The following is a 20,189-nucleotide window of genomic DNA, read 5'->3' on the forward strand; positions in this document are numbered from 1 at the left end:
TGAAATTACGGTAAAAGAACACTTAATAAATAGGTATACGCTTTGAATGAAACCCCTCCACCGAGTTATATCCATACAATCTGAGCAACTCAGTTATAAAAGCATCGACAACTTCAGGAGCCCCACTCGCCACTCTTTTCACACTCCCATCCTCGTATACAATGGCAGCATAGGAAGTGTTGTAATGGATGATTTTATTTCTCAGCTCAGTTAATTCTATATATGATTTTTTATTCTTCTTGGTATATTTTTGATTTAGTAGTCGTTCGACCGTTGTAATTTTACTTCTAATTGTCCTGAAGCTCTTTGGCGGGGGTGCATTAAAGTCATTAAGACTCTTCAGCAAATCAATGTCATAGTGCTCCAAAGAATCTTCATTCTGTCTAAGATGATTATGTACTATTTTTGATACCGCTGCTTCAGCCGAGGCACAAAAGTTTATAATTGCAGACCTATAAAATCTATATTGCGCAAACTCATATTCCGCAGCTTCACCTTCTTGAAGATAATAAAGAGCATCATTAAACATTTCGGCCATAAACGATCTAGTACTGAAAAACGCGGCTTGTTCGAGGGCCACTTCGTCAACTCCTTCGCTTTTTAATCTCTCATTACGTATACAATCCGCCCAACAACCCAGAATCCCCCCTTCATCTCAAATTTACCTAAATAATACCATTGTACTAGTCCATTGTCACTAAAAGAAAACGCAGAAAAACGGACCCATCTACGTTCCTCACACGAAGGGGTAAGCGATTATTTTGAATTCCTATCATTCTGTCTCAAACGATGAAGACACGTTGTTAGGCAAACATATAAGTAAATATAATAATAATCCTGTTGTATCATTAAGCAATTAGCTGTAAAATATAATTGACAAAAGAAAGAAGCCGTAGTGACAAGACGCACGGCCTTTCTAAATTAATTTTTGTGGAAATAACCTGGTCCGGTAAGATGCAGGTTATTTCCTTTTTATCTATTCTCTTTTTCTATCCTGCTTTTGGTTCAATCTAACGATAGAAATAATTATAGCAATGAGACTTAAAATAAGCATTCCAAATTGGACAAGCAAAGACAACGATTCAAATTTACTCATTACGCCTCACCAATACCGTGCGTCTTGCTATGGAATGTTATACAACAAACTACGCTCTAATCCTACTTTTTGCAAACATAAATTCCTTTCATTTCCGCAGTCTCGATAACGGAGAATGCTTCCGGTGCTCATCCGCTAGACTTCCCTCGCTAATCTGTACATACTTCCGCATTGTTGCAATATCTGCGTGCCCCATTAACTTCTGTAGATGAAATATCGACATTCCATTCTCAGCCGCCATAGTAGCGAAATTATGCCTCAACACATGCGGCGACATTGACCGTCCTAGCTTCGCCTTCTCCGCGTATTTATCGAACGATTTCTGTATCGTCTTTTCACTTAATTACTGTCCGTAATTGGTTGTGAATAAGTATGGCGTGTCAAAATGCTCTGCTGTCTCTGTGGACAACTGTTTTAGTAGCCGAATTGTAGTTGTGGACAACGGTAAAATACGCGACTTACGGTTCTTATTCTTCACCGCTGGTAGCAAATTTGCTTTTTCACGTAATTAATCTCAGTGTTCTCTAACACGCACGCACATTTCACCTCAACAACAATGTCCAACGCTTCCTCAAGCGTGTTTGATGATAGCCCCACGTCTGCAACGGTTTACGCGCGCTAATTGTCTTGCGGCCCATACGTTTATCCATACTAAAAAACCTCCTACGCGTGTTTAGCGTAAGAGGTTAACGGAATCATTTATTTAGGTATATCGGAATCATCTAGCTCAATTTTCGTGTAAAATCGTATAGCTTTCGACCCACATATCGTACTGAAAACGTTGATACAGTGCGATTTATTATAGTGGCGGAAAGAGTGGGAGTCGAACCCACGCACGCCTTGCGACGCCTAACTGATTTCGAGTCAGCCCCCTTAGACCTCTTGGGTACCTTTCCGCAGCAAGGTTTATTATATCATCATTGTGCCCATGATGCAAGTTCATTGCTGTCCAAAATCACTCAGCTCCCCCGGCTCAGTTCGTTTCCGAATTTTGCCCGTCAGCGTTGGATTTTGAACGCAGCACCTTCTTCATATTCTTTTCGAACTTGGCACGCGGAATCAGCACACTGTGCTGGCAACCGACACATTTGATCCGAATATCCATACCCATACGGATAATTTCCATTTCATTCGTTCCGCAGGGATGGGGCTTCTTCATCTGCACAATGTCCCCCAGTTCAAACGACTTACGCTCCACCCTTCTCTCCCCCTTTTCTTTCTTGCTCGTCTTCCTTCTCGAGGGTTACCGCCGTCTCCAGCGCGCTCTGACGATGTTCCTCATCCTCTAGTGCCTTCTTGATGTTATTCTGAATATCACGTTCTACCGCAGCCCCTGTATTCGGCATACACTCCGCCACAACACGCACAATATACTCTGATGTCGTCATGGACTGAACCCCCAGAACATCCGGTATATTCAGCATCTGCACGTTGGACTCTTCAATGCCATGGATCGCTTGCTTTACCAAACCAACAGCTTCCTCCAGAGTACGCTCGGCCTTCATCGGTACATCCACCACCGCCAACGAATTGGACATGGAAAAGTTCGTAACCGCCGTAATCGAGCCGTTAGGTAAAATATAAACTTCCCCTTTCCAGCTCACCAGCCTGGTTGTACGCAGCCCAATCACTTCTACTGTACCTTTGAAGGTTCCTGTCTGAATGACGTCTCCTACAGCAAACTGATCCTCGAAAATAATAAAGAACCCGGTAATCACATCCTTAACCAAGCTCTGCGCCCCAAAACCAACGGCCAACCCAAGCACTCCGGCTCCGGCAATCAGAGGCCCGAGATTAATGCCCATTTGAGACAATACCAGCATAATCAGAATAAAATTGAATACGATATTTGTTACATTTTTCAGCAGTTCTCGGACGGTTGTTAGCCGCCTGGTATTCAATTGAAACCTGCTGTTCTCTCCCTTTTGCTGCATCGACTTATCTATAATTTTATTAATAACGCGAATAAAGATACGTGTGATGATGAAAATAATGGCAATCTTCAAAACCACAAACAACAAAGTCGACCACATCGCACTATCTGAAAGCCATTCCCATATAACATCCTTCCAGTGCATCGCATCCTTCACAACAGCAGTCGTCCCTGTATTGTTCTCCAACCAACGCATTAAGGTCATTCTGTTGCTCCTCCTTACACAAGGGACACTCTTCTGGTTTCCCAAATTCTATTGTCTACTACATAAGCCCATCTACTGGTTTCATTCATTTTGCTATGAATAATCTACTTCGCCGAGTATAAAACCCCAAACTTATCCATATACTATCTACTATCTTGAGAATAATTGTTACCCGCAGGCTAATTGTCATTCTCTAAGGCAGTTTACTGCTGGTTTTCATCTCTGATCAATGCTATGCCAACAGCTAACGGTCTATAAAGCGAGCGCAATCTGCACACTCCATTACAGAGCGAAAGGAAGATTCCATGACTCATCCATCTGACTTCATTCCGGAGCAAGAACCCCTTAGCTTAAAAATATCACACACCGACCCCGGGATCCAATCAGCCATCAGCCATCGTTTGCTGTTCCATTTGCACCAGGCGCCCAGTCTGCAAAATATCGTTATTATTTGCATCGGCACCGACCGTTCTACTGGAGATTGTCTCGGCCCGCTCGTAGGTACCCAGTTGTCACGTTATAAAAGCCCGCTCTTTCACCTTTACGGAACATTGGAGGAGCCTGTACATGCTATGAATCTGCAAACAACATTGGACGGCATACACACCCGGTACGACCAGCCCTATATCATCGGCATAGACGCATGTCTTGGACAAACCTCCAGCGTCGGATGCATTCAGGTTGCGGACGGGCCTTTGAAGCCTGGAGCGGGGGTAAATAAAGAATTACCGCCGGTCGGCGATATCCATTTGACAGGAATCGTTAACGTCGGCGGCTTTATGGAATACTTTGTGTTGCAAAATACAAGACTAAATCTGGTAATGAAATTATCAGATATCATTGCTGGCAGCTTATACTCCGCGATTAAGGAGTGGCATTACCGTTCCGTCCTGCTTGCTGCGCAAGAGTAACGGCTTCTTTCTCTTCAGGAGATAAGGAATAGGATGACTGCCCCGCTTCCAGGGGCTTGGCATACACATAAGAGCCATCCCGGTTATAAATACCGGTTAATACGATACCATCCTGATTATCATCTACAATGGCCATGGAGAAGCTTAAATCGCTCCCTCGCTTGCCAAAGGCATTATAGCGTTTGATACCTATATGTCCCTTCAGGCCAGTCAGTTTACTGCGTAGAGATTCCATACTTGCACGATGGGCTTCCTGCTCATCCTCAATCGTATCCATTTGCACCTTCAAATCAATCAGCAGCGTTTCCAAATTTTCGACACCGCTGCCTGCCATCATGGTTTCATACTTTCGTCGCATCTTCTTCAACTTTGCACCCTGCACAATGATAACAATCATCAGGATGAGCAAAATAAGCACAATCCCTGCAACGATTCCGGCAAGCTGTTCCATGATTAGTCCGTTCAATTCAGCCATATGCTTGCTTCTACTCCTCCACCTCAAAAATCATGTCACTGCATACCTCTTATTTTATACGTTTGAGGACAGCGAAACAAATAACAAAAGGCTATTAGTTTATCCATCCAGACCATTCTGATTCCTTCACTTCCAGACAAAGCAAAGACATATCTCACTTCCCATTTCGATCAAGGAGACATGTCCTATTTCGTACAGACTACTGCAATAGCTCCAGTAATCTTTCCAAATCCTGCTGGCTGTAATAATTCAATTCGATTTTACCTTTATCCTTGTTATGCTTGATTTTCACAGTTGTTTTAAAACGTTCACGCAAGGACTCTTCCATATGATCAATAAAAGGGTCCTTTTTTCTCACCTTGGACTTGGCCTTCGCTTCACCAGGCTTATGATCCAACTGCTGTACAGCTTCTTCCAGCTCCCGAACACTCCATTGTTGCTCAATACATTGTGTCGCCAATTGCTTCACCATATCGGGATTTTTAAGCCCAACAATCGCTCTGGCATGTCCCATAGATAATGTTCCACGTGAAACATGATCCTTAACTTCCTCCGGCAATGCAAGCAAACGAAGAAAATTCGCAATATGAGAGCGCGACTTACCCACTTTCAAGGACAATTCCTCTTGAGTTAACGAGAACTGATCCATTAATCCCTGATAAGCTACTGCTATTTCCATAGCGTTCAGATTTTCACGCTGCAAATTCTCAATCAGGGCAATCTCCATTACCTGCTGATCGGTAAAATTGCGAACAACCACAGGTATCGTCGAATTCCCACAATATTGAGAAGCCCGAAATCTTCTTTCACCTGCAATAATTTCATAGCCTCTTAATACACTACGCGCAATAATAGGTTGGATAACACCGTGCTGACGAATGGATTCTGCCAGTTCTTTAATCGATTCCTCATCAAACGTTTTTCGAGGCTGGTACGGATTTGCACGCAACTGGCTAAGTGGAATGTCAACAACCTTGTCCTCATCATTGACTGTAAGGGAGGGAATGAGTGCATCCAGCCCTTTTCCCAACCGTTTACTCATAAGATGCCACTTCCTTTGCCAACTCAATATATACCTCTGCCCCACGAGAGCGGGGATCATACGTAATAATGGACTGGCCATGTGATGGTGCTTCACTGAGTCTCACATTGCGTGGAATAATCGTCTGATAAACCTTGCTTTGAAAATACTTTTTCACTTCTTCAATCACCTGAATACCCAAATTAGTGCGGGCGTCAAACATCGTCAACAATACGCCTTCAATTTGCAGCGAGGTATTCAAGTGCTTTTGTACCAATCGCACCGTATTCAGTAGCTGACTTAATCCTTCCAATGCGTAATATTCACATTGAATGGGGATAATGACCGAATCAGAGGCTGTTAAAGAATTAAGTGTCAAAATCCCCAACGACGGAGGGCAATCAATCAATATATAATCGTACTTATGCTTGACGAGCTGGAGCGATCTTTTTAACCTGAGTTCACGAGAAATGGTCGGTACCAGCTCAATTTCCGCTCCTGCCAGCTGAATGGTGGCCGGAATAATATCCAGTCCCTCAATCTGTGTACTGACAATCGCTTCGCTAGGATCAACCTCATTAATGAGTACATCATAAATGCAATTTGCCACATCCGCCTTATTGATACCCACACCGCTGGTTGTATTACCTTGCGGGTCGATATCCACGAGCAATACCCTTTTGCCGAGGGAAGCAAGTCCGGCGCCCAAATTCACGGAAGTAGTTGTTTTGCCCACTCCGCCCTTTTGATTGGCTACGGCTATTATTTTTGACACTTCATTCACCTCATAATTTAATCGGAATCCTGCTATATTTCTTGAACAGCATTTTGCATCATTCGATTCCCAACGCTTAAAAGTACAATAGATAGACAAACTAAACCGTTTGGATCTATATATTGCTGATTTAAAATCGCTCTTGCGATTGATGCAAAATGCTTATATTGCAAAATCCTCTAGTAAGACGATTCTCCATCATTAGCTTACGGATAACGGCAATTTTTAAAATAGAATGCGAGTATGCTGCGGTTTTATTCGGCGTTAGACAGAAAAAGCGGCAATTGCTGCCGCCTGTACGCTTCATCCCTTACTTACGTTTGGGAATTTGAATGACAATCTCATAGTGATCCTCATGATCGGATTCCTTGGTCTTGATATCCAACCCTGAGCCAGACACCATATCAATGGATTGACGAATCGTATTCAGCGCAAGCCGGACATCCTTAGTAAAGGAAATCCGCTTGGATTTCTTCATCGTGGACACTTGTTTATAAAAGGCGACTCTCGCCTCTGTCTGTTTCACATTGAGTTCCTTAGCGATGACTTCATCCAAAACCTTATACTGTAGCTCTTCAGTCTCTAATGACAATAACGCACGGGCATGACGCTCGGACACTTTGCGTTCCATTAGAGCACCTTTCACTCTCTCTGGCAGGTGAAGCAGCCGTATCTTATTAGCAATAGTGGATTGGCTTTTGCCAAGTCGCTGAGCGAGACTTTCCTGGGTGAGCTGATGCAGATCAATCAGCTTCTGGTAAGCTACAGCCTCTTCAATCGCTGTTAGCCCTTCCCTTTGAAGATTCTCAATCAACGCGATGGACGCAGCTTGTGAATCATTAAACTCACGAACAATGGCTGGAATGGTATCCATCCCCAGCTTGGTAACAGCTCTCCATCGACGTTCCCCTGCTATAATTTCGTAATGTCCATTACGGAAACGAACGACAATCGGCTGAATTACACCATGCGTCTTAATGGTCTGGCATAGCTCATCAATCTTCTCGTCGTCAAATATGGTGCGGGGCTGATAAGGACTGCTGACAATATCCCCAACTGGAATTTGTTTTATTTCGTCCCCAGAGGATCGCTCCGTCAAACCAAATAGCTTGGAAAATTGTTCTTTCATTCCGTATAATACCACCTAATTTCATAATAGCACCATACTAACAGCGCTTCGTGAAAAACAGTTCCTTACGCGGATCGTAGCCCCTTTTATATGAGACAGCGCCGTAACCGGGTACACTCCACGTATTCTCCCTGGCATTGTTGTCCCGCTCCCCCTTATGTATATCTGAATTGAACGGTACGGGAAGCAGTCAACTTACATCAAAAACGATTATCTCTATTCTATCACTTTTCCAGCCATAATCCTATCGTCTCTACCAGCTTTTCGGAAGGATCAGAGAATAAATTGTGTACCCGATCAGATGCCTATTTATCCATGTTCCTCTGCGTCGTAAGTAAAGACCTTCTGCATTTTACGTTGTTTATGTAAAGAGCATCGCAAGCCATAAAAAAAGTGAATGTTTCACGTGAAACATTCACTTTCTTTCAATTGGTTACACTAACGGTGTTTTTAAAGGCGTACCCGGCTTACGCGGATATTTCCGTGGTGTAGCTGCTCTTTTTTCAATAATAATCATATGTCTGGCTGCATCCTCTACAGGTAACTGAAAAGCCTGAATATGCTTAATTTTTCCCTTAAGCTCTTTCAAGCTGTAGGAAGCTTCCTTGATTTCCTCTGTTGGGTCACTGCCCTTCATCGCAGCAAAGTGACCTCCTTCACGGACAAAAGGCAAACAAAATTCATTCAGCACCGCAAGACGGGCAACGGCTCTGGCTGTGACCAGATCATAGCTGTCCCGGTATCCCGTTTTACGACCCAATTCTTCTGCCCTGCTATGAATCAGCTCCACGTCTTCCAATCCCAGTTGTTCTACCACATGCGCCAGAAATTGTATGCGTTTGTTCAACGAATCCACAATGGTCAACTGAATCTGCGGAAAGCATATTTTCAAAGGAATACCGGGGAATCCTGCACCCGATCCGATATCTGCCAAGCTTTCCACATCATTTAACGGAACATAAAAAGCCAGCGAAAGAGAATCATAAAAATGCTTGGTGTACACCGCATCACGCTCTGTAATGCCTGTCAGGTTCATCTTTTCATTCCACTCAACCAGCACACGGTAATACGTTTCGAACTGCTCTAGCTGACTGTCATTAATCACAATGCTATGCTCTGCCAGTCGCTGCTTAAATTGCTGTTGTATCGCGTCCATTATGATCCCCTTGCTGCCGTTACGCGGTTATAATGCTCCAGATAAACGAGCAAAATGGAAATATCCGCAGGCGTCACACCCGAAATACGGGATGCCTGACCAATCGACATCGGACGAATTTTGGCAAGCTTCTGCTTGGCTTCAATCGCCAAACCCTGAACCTCATCGTATATGATATCCTCTGGAAGTTTTTTCTTCTCCATTTTTTGCAGACGTTCTACATGCATCAGTTGTTTCTCGATGTAGCCCGCATACTTAATCTGGATTTCGACCTGCTCCTGTTCCTCCTCAGTCAGAGCTACAGGTGAAGGTGAAATTTGTGCCACTTGTGCATAGCTGATCTCTGGTCGACGCAGCACGGTTAACAAATTACTGCCGTCCTGTATCGGTGCAGATCCACCTTGCTCCAGCATCTCATTTACATCAACTGGACGAACCTTCGCCAGACGCAAACGCTCAATCTCTTGCTCTACCTTTTGCTTTTTATCCAAAAAGCGCTCGTACCGTTCATTCGTAATCAGGCCGATATCATGCCCGATCGGAGTCAATCGCAAATCTGCATTATCATGACGCAGCAACAGGCGGTATTCCGCACGGGACGTTAGCAAGCGGTAAGGCTCATTCGTACCCTTGGTCACCAGATCGTCGATCAGAACCCCAATGTAGCCTTGGGAGCGGTCCAGCACGACAGGTTCTTTGCCCTGCACCTTACGAGCCGCGTTAATACCTGCCATAATCCCTTGACCCGCAGCTTCTTCATAACCGGAAGTGCCGTTAATTTGACCCGCCGTGAACAGGCCGGGCACTCTTTTCGTTTCCAACGTAGGCCACAATTGTGTAGGCACCATGGCATCATACTCAATCGCATAGCCGTTACGCATCATTTCTACCTTTTCCATCCCCGGAATCGAGCGCAGCACAGCTAATTGCACATCCTCAGGCAAGCTGGTCGACAAGCCTTGAACATAGTATTCAGATGTGTTTTTACCTTCAGGCTCCAGAAAAATCTGATGCTTCGGCTTATCACTAAAACGCACCACTTTATCTTCAATAGATGGACAATAACGCGGTCCTGTTCCTTCAATCAGACCAGAAAACATCGGCGCACGATGCAAATTATCATTAATAATCTGATGAGTTTCCACTGAAGTATAGGTCAGCCAGCAAGGAAGCTGCTCATTATCCGAAGACTTCGTTTCATACGAGAAAAACTTCGGCTGATCGTCCCCCGGCTGAATTTCGGTTTTGCTAAAATCAATCGTGTCCTTATGCACGCGCGGCGGTGTACCCGTTTTGAAGCGGACCAGATCAAAGCCCAGCTCGCGCAAATGCTCAGACAGTCTCAACGAAGGCTGTTGATTGTTCGGGCCACTCTCATACATCAGCTCACCCATAATGATTTTACCACGTAAATAAGTGCCTGTAGTTAATACAACCGCTTTGCTTCGGTACTCCGTGCCGGTCTTCGTGATGACGCCCACGCAATGACCGTTTTCAATAATCAGCTCTTCCACCATTCCCTGGCGCAAGGTCAGATTTGGTTCCTTTTCCATCGTTTCCTTCATCGTATGCTGATAAGAGAACTTGTCTGCCTGTGCGCGCAATGCGTGGACCGCAGGCCCCTTACCTGTGTTCAACATCCGCATTTGGATAAACGTCTTGTCGATGTTCCGGCCCATTTCGCCGCCCAAAGCATCAATTTCACGCACCACATGTCCCTTAGCAGGACCCCCAATAGACGGGTTGCAGGGCATGAACGCGACCATATCCAGGTTAATCGTAATCATCAACGTACGGCAGCCCATCCGGGCTGCTGCCAAGGCGGATTCCACACCCGCATGGCCCGCGCCTACGACAATTACGTCATAGTCGCCTCCTTGATATCCCATACCTTTCTTACCTCCTTATGCACTTCGGTGTTCGCGTACCGAATATGCTCTTGTATATCTATAAAGATAGCAGGGCTTAACCCAGCCATACTCGAATGTCCTATTTGCCCAGACAGAATTGTGAAAATATTTGATCGATTAAGGCATCATGCGCCGTATCGCCCACAATCTCGCCCAAATGCTCCCACGCCAGCCGTACATCAATCTGAATCATGTCAATCGGAACGAATTGATCAGCGGCTTCATAGGCATCTACCAACGATTGGCGAGCCTTCTTTAACAAAGCAATATGCCGTACATTGCTGACATATGTCATATCGGCTGATTCCAGCTTACCGCTAAAGAACAATTGTGATATGGCCTGCTCCAACCGATCTGCTCCCTCATTTTCCTTTACAGACATCGGTACGATAAGCTCTTCAGGAACATAACGCAGCAGCAAATCCTGGTCTACTTGGGCCGGTAAGTCCATTTTATTCATAATGACAATCGCTTGTCTACCGCGGATTTGTTCCATTAATGCCATTTCATCCTCATGCAGTGGTTCGTTAGCGTTAATCACGATGAGCAGCAGATCCGCTTCACTAACCGCCGTTCTCGAACGCTCTACCCCGATCCGTTCCACTACATCCATCGTTTCCCGAATGCCAGCCGTATCCAGCAGCTTCAGAGGAATGCTGTTAATCGTCACATATTCCTCAATAACGTCACGGGTCGTGCCCGGAATATCGGTCACAATCGCCCGTTCGCCCTGAGCCAGTGTATTCAGCAGCGAGGATTTCCCCACATTCGGTCTTCCGACAATCGCTGTGGTTAAGCCCTCACGTAAAATTTTCCCCTGCTCCGCTGTATGCAGCAGCCGATCAATTTCCGCCATGACCTGACTGCTCTTATCCTTGATTAACTCAGACGTAAAAGATTCCACATCATGCTCAGGATAATCAATGTTCACTTCAATATGAGCCAGTGTCTCTACCAGAACATGACGCAAACGGCGGATATTCTGTGACAGTTGTCCATCTACTTGCTTCAAAGCTACTGAAAAAGCTTTATCCGACTTCGAGCGAATCAGGTCAATGACTCCCTCCGCCTGACTCAGATCAATACGACCATTCAGAAAAGCACGCTTCGTAAATTCGCCCGGCTCGGCCAAACGTATATTTTGCAGCAGTAGTAAATCCATCACCCGTTTGACGGCTACAACCCCACCATGGGTACTGATTTCTACGACATCTTCTGTTGTAAAAGAACGCGGCGCTCGCATGACCGTAACTAGAACTTCCTCCACCTTTTCGTGGCTTTGAGGATCTATAATATGTCCATAGTGTACCGTATGAGATGGAGCCTTGCTTAGAGGCGTTTTGCTTCGGAACAAAGCTTCCACTTCCGTAACGGCTTCCGGGCCGCTGACCCGTACAACCGCAATGCCCCCTTCGCCGACAGCCGTTGCTATGGCAGCTATGGTATCGCTCAGCATATGATTTCTACCTCCTGTCAAGTAGAAACGGCATTGCCGTCCTTGATCAAGGACGGCAACCGTTTCAGCGAGAAATATAAGAACAAATAGAGTGTAACTTATAAAGTCTTATGTTTAAAAAAAAGCAATGGCTTCTGCACCTTGCAGAGAGCCATTGCGTCGGATTATTTTTTAGCAATGACGACGCGCCGATTCGGCTCGTCCCCCTTGCTGTATGTTCTAACCAGCGCATGCTGTTGAAGCTTGGCGTGAATCAGCTTCCGCTCCTGTGACGGCATTGGCTCCAGCACTACTTCCTTGCCGTAACGAATAGCTTGGTTGGCCAGCCGATCCGCCAAATCCTCCAGCGTTTTTTGCCGACGTGCGCGAAATTGCTCGGCATCCAGCACAATCCGGATGAATTTGTCAGAATGACGGTTAGCAACGATATTCGTCAGGTACTGCAATGCATCCAGCGTCTGTCCCCGGCGGCCGATCAGCATGCCGAGCGACGGACCGGATATATCCAGTATGCTTTCATCCTTGCGGTGACGAACATCCACTTCCACATCCAGTCCCATTCCCGCTGCTGTTTCATGAATAAAACGCACAGCTTCTTCATAGGGATCTGCATGGCCCGTGGAGGCTTCCTTGCTCGTACGTACTTCCTGCGTAACAGGTTCAGCTTCCGTAACAACAGCCTGTCCCACGATTGGCGTTTGTGTCGATACATAATGTTCAGCCGCGTGTGTGGTTTCGGGAGACGGATCAGACAGCAGAGTAAGCTCTACCTTCGCCTTCTTGACCCCGAGCCACCCCAGGAATCCTTTTGACGGCTGTTCCAACACGTTTACGGTTACCCGTTCACGGCTTACTCCCAGCTGGGAGAGTCCTTGTTTTACAGCATCTTCAACGGTTTTTCCTGAAGTCACGACTTTGGTCATCTCGACTTTTTAGCCCCCTTCGAGTTTCTGCCACCTTTTTTCTTGTTATTGCTATTGGAGGAACCTGTTTTCGTAAGACTGGCTGTTTTCACATTTGCCAGCGCAACTTCTTTATCCTTATTCCGATAAAGGAAATAGTTTTGAATAATCGTGTAAATATTACTGTAGAACCAGTATAACGGCAAAGCAGATGGGAAGTTATACGACATGAACAGAATCAGCACCGGATAGACGTACAGCAAAAATTGCATCGGTCCCTGCTGCGGAGTCGGATTCATTTTCATCATCATCCAGGTTTGGACGAATGTTGTGATTGCCGCCAGAATTGGCAGGATAAAGAAGTGATCCGGTTTACCTAACTGGAGCCACAAGAAATCATGATCCCGCAATGCCGAGTTATAGTAAATGGCATTATAGAGCGCGATGAAAATCGGCATCTGAACGACCAAAGGAAGACAGCCCGCCATCGGGTTGACCTTGTTTTCCTGGAACAGCCTCATCGTCTCTTGCTGGACTTTCTCAGGCGTATCCTTGTATTTCGCTTGAATTTCTTTTAATTGCGGCTGAATGGCCTGCATTGCTTTAGAACTGCGTACTTGCTTGAGTGTAAGCGGCAAAATAATGGTACGCACGATAATCACCAGTATCAGTACGGCCAGGCCATACTCTCCAGAGAACCATTGGGCAAACGTATCCAGCGCATACGAAAACCAGTAAACGACATATCTTTGCCACCAAGATCCATTGGCCAAATCTGCCGTCGTGTAAGAATTGTGGACTGTCGGAGCACATCCAGACAGCACAGCAACAAGTGCCAATAAGGCAATCAGGAGGAACCATTTCCCCCGTTGAGTCTTCAAACGCGACACTTCATAACCCCTTTCTTAACCAATCCATTCCAACGTAAATCATACCATATCCTGTAGGACAAAGATACTGACTATCGGCGTGAAGACTTGAGCAGCGAGGCTTTGCGCAGAACGTGCAGCACGCTTTTCTCCAGCTCCTGATACGACATTGTAACCGCTCCCTTGCGGACGATAAAAATCAGGTCAATTTGCTCCACCAATTCATGCTCATGATGGCGCATAATTTCCTTAACGATCCTGCGCATCCGGTTGCGGACAACTGCGTTGCCGATCTTCTTGCTGGCCGAAATTCCAACGCGGAACTGCTCTACCTCTCTGCGGCGGAACCAGTACACCACAAACTGATGGTTGGCAAAAGATTTGCCATGGCGGTATACTCGCCCAAAGTCCGCCCGGTTTCGTAGACGCAATTTTTTTTGCACGGCGCTTCTCCTTGCTCATCTCTTTTACACATGCCGGCATGCCAATCCTTACCCCTTATATAGTAAGAAGTATGGACAACATTCCCCCATGGTAATCTCGCTTATTTTACATCCATTTTCAAAAGCTTCATCTAATATAGAGCAGGTTGCGGTGCTCCTCCCTCTTTTTTCACTGCATTTCTGCAGACACAGGGAAAGCGATCCGCCCCATAAATACCTCCATTATGAAAAAAAAAGACCACCGTAGTGGTCTTTATGCACGCATTACGCACTCAATACTTTTCTGCCTTTTTGGCGACGAGCTGCCAAAACTTTACGGCCATTCTTTGTGCTCATTCTTTTACGGAAGCCGTGAACTTTTTTACGCTTGCTGACATTCGGTCTGAAAGTCGGTCTCATTGTACTGCACCTCCTTACAAGGAATACGTTTTATATGGAATATACCTAACATAGCAATCTCCACAAAAAACACCTTTGTACATTTAACCACAAATAGCGGCCAAAGTCAATGTACAGCTTAATCCCCTCCCCCAAAATCACGCAATCCTCTCCCTCTTTTTCACGCCCAGAGATTTTGCTCCTTCATCCAGTTCACTTATCCCACGCTCTTTTGTCCTTTTTTATCGTGGATTTTCTTTGACCTTCCTTCTTCAATATCAGCTTGTCTACATTTTGCGTTCCTTCCACCACTCCTATTCCTTACTGTTTGCTCTTCCTTCCTATTCCTTCACACCGTCTCTATTTTGAGATCGGCATATTTCCAAGCATCATGACCATATCATTAAAAATATTTTCGGAAACGTTACCGGAAATTTTCAACAGGAAAAACGCCTCCTGTGACCAAAAGGCAACGGCTGTTATGCACAGATCCACAAAAAAAGCTGAATTGTGATTTAAATGGTCATAACCTGTGCATAACATTTTGAGACGATAAAGAGTTATTGTCGAAAACTGAACAAATTATAAACAATATCTTGTGTTGTGAATAAAAATTGTACACAACAGATTGAATTTGTGGATAAATAACCATGAGTCATTGAAATACAAGGCTTCTTTTGCTATGATGATATTACTTTTGAATGTGAATATGTTGTTTTACCCTCCATATTATCAACACCCTGTGGATAAAGTTGTGAACAAGTTCAATTTATCCATCTTTTTATTTTTGTGCGGATTCGGGATTCTGGGGATATATTCTACATTTTTCATTTGATTTCGACATATTGCAGTCCCGTTTTGGCCTGCGGGATCAAGAGAACGGATCGTGCCGCACATACCCTCCTGAGAAATATCGCCTTCTTCTGCCGATCAGCAGCGGATTTTTCCATTAGCTTTTTTTCAGGACCATTTTGTGCTGCGTTCTCTCATCACACTGCCGCATGATTTAGGCGGCGGTATGTCTTTTTATGGCCTTCAACAACATTTTTGGGATTTTAGGCGTTTTGCCGAAGCGCCGGGAGCAGCTCTCTGCAGCTTAAACGGCAAAATGTCAGGATTTAAAAGGAGTGACGTCTGTGGACAGCCATACCTCTGAACTATGGCAGCAAATTCTATCCATCATACAAACCAAGCTGAGTAAGCCGAGTTACGACACTTGGTTTAAGGCTACCAAGGCAGCGAAACTGAATGACCACTCCATTGTGATTTCCGCACCGACAACTTTTGCCGTGGAATGGCTTGAAAGCCGCTATACCAAGCTAGTCGGGGCAACGGTTTATGAAATTTTGGGCAAGCAGCTGGAGGTCAAGTTCGTCATTGAGGAGAACAAGCCCGCCGAGTTCGATCTCCAGCAACAACCTCAGCAGCAGCCGGTCGTACATGAAGAAGCCGTGTCCCATATGCTGAATCCCAAATATACATTCGATACGTTTGTCATCGGATCGGGGAACCGTTTTGCCCATGCAGCATCGCTGGCCGTCGCCGAGGCGCCGGCCAAAGCTTACAACCCGCTGTTTCTGTACGGCGGTGTAGGTCTGGGAAAAACGCATCTGATGCACGCCATCGGGCATTATATTTTGGAACACAACCCGGCCAGCAAGGTCGTGTATTTGTCATCGGAGAAGTTTACGAACGAATTTATTAATGCCATCCGGGACAACCGTGGGGAAAGCTTCCGGAACAAATATCGTAATATTGATATTTTGCTCATTGATGATATTCAGTTTATTGCAGGCAAGGAGTCGACGCAGGAGGAATTTTTTCACACGTTCAATGCGCTTCATGAGGAACGCAAACAAATTATTATCTCAAGTGATCGTCCGCCTAAGGAGATCCCAACGCTGGAGGAACGGCTGCGTTCCCGCTTTGAGTGGGGATTGATTACGGATATTCAGCCGCCGGATCTGGAAACGCGAATTGCAATTCTCCGGAAAAAGGCGAGAGCGGAAAACCTGGATATTCCCAATGAGGCTATGATGTATATCGCCAACCAGATTGATACGAACATCCGTGAGCTGGAAGGGGCACTGATTCGCGTTGTTGCCTATTCCTCGCTGACCAATCAGGATGTGACAAGTCATCTCGCGGCCGAGGCGTTAAAGGACATTATTCCTTCCAGTCGTCCCAAAATGATTACCATTCAGGATATACAGCATCAAGTCGGGGAATTTTACAATTTGCGCTTGGAGGATTTCAAAGCACGCAAGCGGACGAAGGCTGTGGCTTTTCCACGGCAGATCGCCATGTACCTGTCGCGCGAGCTAACCGACTATTCGTTGCCGAAAATCGGAGAAGCCTTCGGTGGACGCGACCATACAACCGTCATTCATGCGCACGAAAAAATCTCCAAATCCATTCAAGTGGATCAGGAGCTGTTCAAAGTTATCAACAGCCTAATCGAAAAAATCAAAAATCCAACCTGAACAAGTTCAGAGCCTATACACAACTTATACACATGTGGATAGGCTTGATTTTATTAGGCTTACACCGACTTATCCACATATTCAGTGCGCCTATTACTATTACTAATAGATTTTAAAGATATACATCACCTAAATAAGGCCCGCGTCAACGCGTGCTTGAAGGATTAAAACCCGTAGGAGGAACTTATGAAGATCAGCATTTTGAAAAACGTATTGAACGAGGCTATACAACATGTATCCAAGGCCATATCAAGTCGGACCACGATTCCGATTTTGAGTGGTATTAAGCTGGATGTGAATCATCAGGGAGTAACGTTGACTGCCAGCGATACTGACATCTCCATTCAATCCTTTATTCCGATGGAGGATGGTGACCAAACCGTCGTTCAGGTCGAACAACCGGGAAGTGTTGTACTGCCAGCCAAGTTCTTTGTCGAAATCATCAAGAAGCTGCCGTCTCAGGAGATCCGCATGGAGGTAAAAGACCATTTCCAAACCTTCATCTCATCCGGTGCAACCGAAATTCAGATTGTGGGTCTGGACCCTGAGGAATTCCCGGTGCTTCCGAGCATTGAAGAAAATCAGGTTATCTCTGTACCAGGTGATTTGCTCAAAAACATGATCAAACAGACCGTTTTCTCCATTTCCACTCACGAAACGACACCTATTTTGACAGGGGTATTGTGGAATTTGGCTGAGGGCGAATTAAAATTTGTAGCAACGGACCGCCACCGCCTCGCCACCCGTAGCGCCCGTTTGGAAACGTCCGAAGGCTTGCGCTTCAGCAATGTTGTCATTGCAGGTAAAACGTTGAACGAACTGAGCAAAATTATTCCGGATCAAAATATGCTTGTGGATATCGTCGTAGCAGACAACCAGGTACTATTCAAAATTGACCGGGTTCTGTTTTATTCCCGCATTTTGGACGGAACGTATCCGGATACTTCTAGAATTATTCCAACCTCCTACAAAACAGAACTGATTGTGGATACAAAAAGTTTGAGCGAATCCATCGACCGTGCTTATTTGCTGTCCCGTGAGGAAAAAACGAATATTGTAAAAATGCAGTCGCTGGAAAACGGTGGCTTGGAGATTTCCTCCAGCTCCTCCGAGCTGGGTAAAGTACGTGAGGAAGTCACAGTCTCCAAATTTGAGGGAGAGCCGCTCAAAATCTCGTTCAACTCGAAATATATGCTTGATGTGCTGAAGGTGATTGACAGTGAGCAGCTGACGATTGCTTTTACCGGCATTATGAGCCCGATCATTTTAAAACCGGCAGACTCCAGCAATGCACTGTACATCATCCTGCCATATCGCACCACCAACTAACGTCTAGCGTCACTTATTGAGAGCAAGCGAAAGGATGAACAAGCCTTGAAACGGATATCTATACAGACCGAATACATCAAGCTCGATCAATTTTTAAAATTAGCTGATTGTGTTTCTACAGGGGGAATGGCCAAAGCTCTGTTGCAGGAGGGGCAAGTTCGTGTCAACGGTGAGCCGGAAGAACGACGCGGAAGAAAATTGTACCCAGGCGATACCGTAGAAGTAGAGGACAACGGAAGTTTCGAGATCACGGCAGGAGCATGATCGCCTGGTCGGCAAGGACTCCTTTTAGGTGCGGAATAACAAGGGGGACCCTATGTGTTTGTGAACAATATTGTTTTGCAGCAATACCGGAACTATGAACAGCTGGAGCTGAATGAATTTGGGCCCGTTAATTTGCTGATTGGACAAAATGCGCAGGGCAAAACGAACCTGGTAGAGGCGATTTTTGTCCTGGCTCTGACCAAAAGTCATCGGACGTCGCGCGACAAGGAGTTGATCTCTTTCGGGGCTACCTCCACTCATCTAGCTGCGGATGTGGATAAAAAATACGGAAAAATCAGGCTGGATCTGTCGTTATCCACACAAGGGAAAAAAGCGAAGATCAACGGACTGGAGCAGCGAAAGCTGAGCGATTTTATCGGTTCGCTGAATGTCGTTATGTTTGCACCTGAGGATTTGGAAATCGTCAAGGGAACACCGGGGGTACGTCGCCGGTTTCTTGACATGGAAATTGGACAGGTTGCTCCGGGATATCTGTACCATTTGCAGCAATACCAGAAAGTGCTGGTCCAGCGTAACAACCTGCTCAAACAAGCTTGGGGCAAAGATATGGCTTCCGTACAGCTCATGCTGGAGGTATGGAATGAGCAACTTGTTGAGCACGGTGTTAAAATTGTTAAAAAGCGGAAACAATTTATAACAAAGCTGCAAAAGTGGGCTCAGGCCATTCATGAAGGGATCGCGGGAGGGACTGAGGAGTTAAAATTAACCTATGTTCCCTCCTTCAGCGAGCCGGAGGAAGAAGATGAAGCTGTCTTATTGGAGCGATTTATGATAAAGTTATCCCAAATGAGGGAACAGGAAATCCGCCGTGGTATGACTTTGGCAGGACCCCATCGTGATGATTTGGCCTTTGCCATTAACGGCAGGGAAGTGCATACGTATGGCTCTCAGGGGCAGCAGCGGACGACTGCCCTGTCCTTGAAGCTGGCTGAAATTGAATTAATCCATGAGGAAATTGGTGAATATCCTGTCCTGCTGCTGGATGATGTTCTATCCGAACTGGACCCCTACCGTCAGACCCAACTGATCGAGACCTTCCAGAGCAAGGTACAGACCTTTATTACGGCAACTGGTATTGAGACCTTGAATGCAGAACGGCTCAAGGATGCCAGTATTTATCACGTCCACGACGGGCATGTGGAACACTAAGGAGTGAGTGACCGCTATGTATATTCATCTGGGTGGAGAAAAAATCATCCGCTCGTCAGAGCTTGTGGCTATTTTCGATATCTCGATTGAAAAATCCTCTAAAATCTCCAAGCAGTACGTGAACCACGCCCAACAGCAAAAGCATGTCGAGATGATTGGTGAAGAGGAAGCCAAGTCCATCGTGGTGACTCAAAATACGGTGTATTATTCCCCCATCTCCTCAACAACTCTCAAAAAGCGGGCAAACCAGTTTGTTGCCAATGCTTAACCATAGAATCTATAGA

Annotated in this window: 23 protein-coding genes and 1 tRNA gene; 6 read left to right on the top strand and 18 right to left on the bottom strand. The window is 45.6% G+C overall.

The window, feature by feature from the left end:
• Positions 1–22: 22 nt before the first annotated feature.
• From ABIA61_RS16895 to ABIA61_RS16925, 7 genes are all read right to left on the bottom strand, one after another.
• Positions 23–580, bottom strand: a complete 558-nt coding sequence (locus tag ABIA61_RS16895; RefSeq protein ID WP_283654018.1) for a hypothetical protein — start codon at positions 578–580, stop codon at positions 23–25.
• A gap of 396 nt (positions 581–976) precedes the next feature.
• Positions 977–1,096, bottom strand: a complete 120-nt coding sequence (locus tag ABIA61_RS16900; RefSeq protein WP_404521407.1) for a putative holin-like toxin — start codon at positions 1,094–1,096, stop codon at positions 977–979.
• 88 nt (positions 1,097–1,184) lie between these two features.
• Complete coding sequence (locus ABIA61_RS16905) at positions 1,185–1,424, bottom strand: tyrosine-type recombinase/integrase (RefSeq protein WP_349361981.1); 240 nt, start codon at positions 1,422–1,424, stop codon at positions 1,185–1,187.
• A 15-nt stretch (positions 1,425–1,439) separates the two neighbouring features.
• Positions 1,440–1,574: a site-specific integrase gene (locus tag ABIA61_RS16910; RefSeq protein ID WP_404529711.1), complete on the bottom strand. Its 135-nt coding sequence runs from the start codon at positions 1,572–1,574 to the stop codon at positions 1,440–1,442.
• 327 nt (positions 1,575–1,901) lie between these two features.
• Positions 1,902–1,992, bottom strand: a tRNA-Ser gene (locus ABIA61_RS16915).
• Positions 1,993–2,069: 77 nt separating this feature from the next.
• Positions 2,070–2,294, bottom strand: a complete 225-nt coding sequence (locus tag ABIA61_RS16920) for a DUF951 domain-containing protein (RefSeq protein WP_283654020.1) — start codon at positions 2,292–2,294, stop codon at positions 2,070–2,072.
• Positions 2,284–3,234: a mechanosensitive ion channel family protein gene (locus tag ABIA61_RS16925; RefSeq protein WP_283654021.1), complete on the bottom strand. Its 951-nt coding sequence runs from the start codon at positions 3,232–3,234 to the stop codon at positions 2,284–2,286. Before ABIA61_RS16925 ends, ABIA61_RS16920 begins: the two co-directional genes overlap by 11 nt.
• Before the next feature lie 305 nt (positions 3,235–3,539).
• On the opposite strand from ABIA61_RS16925, the gene yyaC reads away from it, so the two are divergent.
• Positions 3,540–4,145 (top strand): spore protease YyaC, encoded by a 606-nt coding sequence (gene yyaC / locus ABIA61_RS16930; RefSeq protein ID WP_283654022.1) that lies wholly within the window; start codon positions 3,540–3,542, stop codon positions 4,143–4,145.
• Here the strand turns inward: yyaC and ABIA61_RS16935 are convergent.
• The 11 genes from ABIA61_RS16935 to rpmH form a co-directional block, all read right to left on the bottom strand.
• Positions 4,099–4,620, bottom strand: coding sequence for a DUF4446 family protein (locus ABIA61_RS16935; RefSeq protein ID WP_404581038.1), 522 nt, complete (start codon positions 4,618–4,620; stop codon positions 4,099–4,101). The genes yyaC and ABIA61_RS16935 overlap by 47 nt on opposite strands.
• A 199-nt stretch (positions 4,621–4,819) precedes the next feature.
• Positions 4,820–5,662, bottom strand: coding sequence for a ParB/RepB/Spo0J family partition protein (locus ABIA61_RS16940; protein WP_283654024.1), 843 nt, complete (start codon positions 5,660–5,662; stop codon positions 4,820–4,822).
• Positions 5,655–6,416, bottom strand: a complete 762-nt coding sequence (locus tag ABIA61_RS16945) for a ParA family protein (RefSeq protein WP_025683689.1) — start codon at positions 6,414–6,416, stop codon at positions 5,655–5,657. Before ABIA61_RS16945 ends, ABIA61_RS16940 begins: the two co-directional genes overlap by 8 nt.
• 310 nt (positions 6,417–6,726) lie before the next feature.
• Positions 6,727–7,545 (bottom strand): nucleoid occlusion protein, encoded by an 819-nt coding sequence (gene noc, locus ABIA61_RS16950; protein WP_283654025.1) that lies wholly within the window; start codon positions 7,543–7,545, stop codon positions 6,727–6,729.
• A 433-nt stretch (positions 7,546–7,978) separates the two neighbouring features.
• Positions 7,979–8,701 carry a 16S rRNA (guanine(527)-N(7))-methyltransferase RsmG gene (rsmG, locus tag ABIA61_RS16955; protein WP_014279002.1) on the bottom strand — a complete coding sequence of 241 codons (723 nt, stop codon included), beginning with the start codon at positions 8,699–8,701 and terminating at the stop codon, positions 7,979–7,981.
• Positions 8,701–10,590, bottom strand: a complete 1,890-nt coding sequence (gene mnmG, locus ABIA61_RS16960; protein WP_404521411.1) for a tRNA uridine-5-carboxymethylaminomethyl(34) synthesis enzyme MnmG — start codon at positions 10,588–10,590, stop codon at positions 8,701–8,703. The genes rsmG and mnmG overlap by 1 nt, the downstream gene beginning before the upstream one ends.
• 100 nt (positions 10,591–10,690) lie before the next feature.
• Positions 10,691–12,067 (bottom strand): tRNA uridine-5-carboxymethylaminomethyl(34) synthesis GTPase MnmE, encoded by a 1,377-nt coding sequence (mnmE, locus tag ABIA61_RS16965; RefSeq protein WP_404521413.1) that lies wholly within the window; start codon positions 12,065–12,067, stop codon positions 10,691–10,693.
• 164 nt (positions 12,068–12,231) lie between these two features.
• Entirely contained in the window at positions 12,232–12,990 is a 759-nt protein-coding gene (gene jag, locus ABIA61_RS16970) for an RNA-binding cell elongation regulator Jag/EloR (RefSeq protein ID WP_283654029.1), read from the bottom strand.
• Complete coding sequence (locus ABIA61_RS16975) at positions 12,987–13,859, bottom strand: YidC/Oxa1 family membrane protein insertase (RefSeq protein ID WP_283654030.1); 873 nt, start codon at positions 13,857–13,859, stop codon at positions 12,987–12,989. The genes jag and ABIA61_RS16975 overlap by 4 nt, the downstream gene beginning before the upstream one ends.
• A gap of 71 nt (positions 13,860–13,930) precedes the next feature.
• Complete coding sequence (rnpA, locus tag ABIA61_RS16980) at positions 13,931–14,281, bottom strand: ribonuclease P protein component (RefSeq protein ID WP_283654031.1); 351 nt, start codon at positions 14,279–14,281, stop codon at positions 13,931–13,933.
• Positions 14,282–14,545: 264 nt separating this feature from the next.
• Entirely contained in the window at positions 14,546–14,680 is a 135-nt protein-coding gene (rpmH, locus tag ABIA61_RS16985; RefSeq protein WP_007433250.1) for a 50S ribosomal protein L34, read from the bottom strand.
• A gap of 1,115 nt (positions 14,681–15,795) precedes the next feature.
• Between rpmH and dnaA the strand changes: the two genes are divergently transcribed.
• From dnaA to remB, 5 genes are all read left to right on the top strand, one after another.
• Positions 15,796–17,142 (top strand): chromosomal replication initiator protein DnaA, encoded by a 1,347-nt coding sequence (gene dnaA, locus ABIA61_RS16990; RefSeq protein WP_014279007.1) that lies wholly within the window; start codon positions 15,796–15,798, stop codon positions 17,140–17,142.
• 186 nt (positions 17,143–17,328) lie between these two features.
• Entirely contained in the window at positions 17,329–18,471 is a 1,143-nt protein-coding gene (gene dnaN / locus ABIA61_RS16995) for a DNA polymerase III subunit beta (RefSeq protein WP_025683682.1), read from the top strand.
• A gap of 45 nt (positions 18,472–18,516) precedes the next feature.
• Positions 18,517–18,735: a S4 domain-containing protein YaaA gene (yaaA, locus tag ABIA61_RS17000; RefSeq protein ID WP_014279009.1), complete on the top strand. Its 219-nt coding sequence runs from the start codon at positions 18,517–18,519 to the stop codon at positions 18,733–18,735.
• A gap of 54 nt (positions 18,736–18,789) precedes the next feature.
• Positions 18,790–19,905, top strand: coding sequence for a DNA replication/repair protein RecF (gene recF / locus ABIA61_RS17005; protein WP_025683680.1), 1,116 nt, complete (start codon positions 18,790–18,792; stop codon positions 19,903–19,905).
• Positions 19,906–19,921: 16 nt separating this feature from the next.
• A complete protein-coding gene (remB, locus tag ABIA61_RS17010; RefSeq protein WP_007433255.1) occupies positions 19,922–20,173 on the top strand; it encodes an extracellular matrix regulator RemB in 252 nt (83 codons plus the stop codon).
• The last annotated feature ends 16 nt before the right edge of the window (positions 20,174–20,189 follow it).

It is taken from the genome of Paenibacillus sp. RC21 (assembly GCF_044907935.1).
GTDB lineage: Bacteria > Bacillota > Bacilli > Paenibacillales > Paenibacillaceae > Paenibacillus > Paenibacillus terrae_A.

Coding starts and splice junctions, on each gene's coding strand:
- dnaN (WP_025683682.1), top strand. CDS start 17,329: ATGAAGATCAGCATTTTGAAAAACGTATTGAACGAGGCTATACAACAT.
- mnmG (WP_404521411.1), bottom strand. CDS start 10,590: ATGGGATATCAAGGAGGCGACTATGACGTAATTGTCGTAGGCGCGGGC.
- noc (WP_283654025.1), bottom strand. CDS start 7,545: ATGAAAGAACAATTTTCCAAGCTATTTGGTTTGACGGAGCGATCCTCT.
- ABIA61_RS16900 (WP_404521407.1), bottom strand. CDS start 1,096: ATGAGTAAATTTGAATCGTTGTCTTTGCTTGTCCAATTTGGAATGCTT.
- ABIA61_RS16940 (WP_283654024.1), bottom strand. CDS start 5,662: ATGAGTAAACGGTTGGGAAAAGGGCTGGATGCACTCATTCCCTCCCTT.
- jag (WP_283654029.1), bottom strand. CDS start 12,990: ATGACCAAAGTCGTGACTTCAGGAAAAACCGTTGAAGATGCTGTAAAA.
- ABIA61_RS16935 (WP_404581038.1), bottom strand. CDS start 4,620: ATGGCTGAATTGAACGGACTAATCATGGAACAGCTTGCCGGAATCGTT.
- remB (WP_007433255.1), top strand. CDS start 19,922: ATGTATATTCATCTGGGTGGAGAAAAAATCATCCGCTCGTCAGAGCTT.
- yyaC (WP_283654022.1), top strand. CDS start 3,540: ATGACTCATCCATCTGACTTCATTCCGGAGCAAGAACCCCTTAGCTTA.
- rsmG (WP_014279002.1), bottom strand. CDS start 8,701: ATGGACGCGATACAACAGCAATTTAAGCAGCGACTGGCAGAGCATAGC.
- ABIA61_RS16925 (WP_283654021.1), bottom strand. CDS start 3,234: ATGACCTTAATGCGTTGGTTGGAGAACAATACAGGGACGACTGCTGTT.
- mnmE (WP_404521413.1), bottom strand. CDS start 12,067: ATGCTGAGCGATACCATAGCTGCCATAGCAACGGCTGTCGGCGAAGGG.
- rpmH (WP_007433250.1), bottom strand. CDS start 14,680: ATGAGACCGACTTTCAGACCGAATGTCAGCAAGCGTAAAAAAGTTCAC.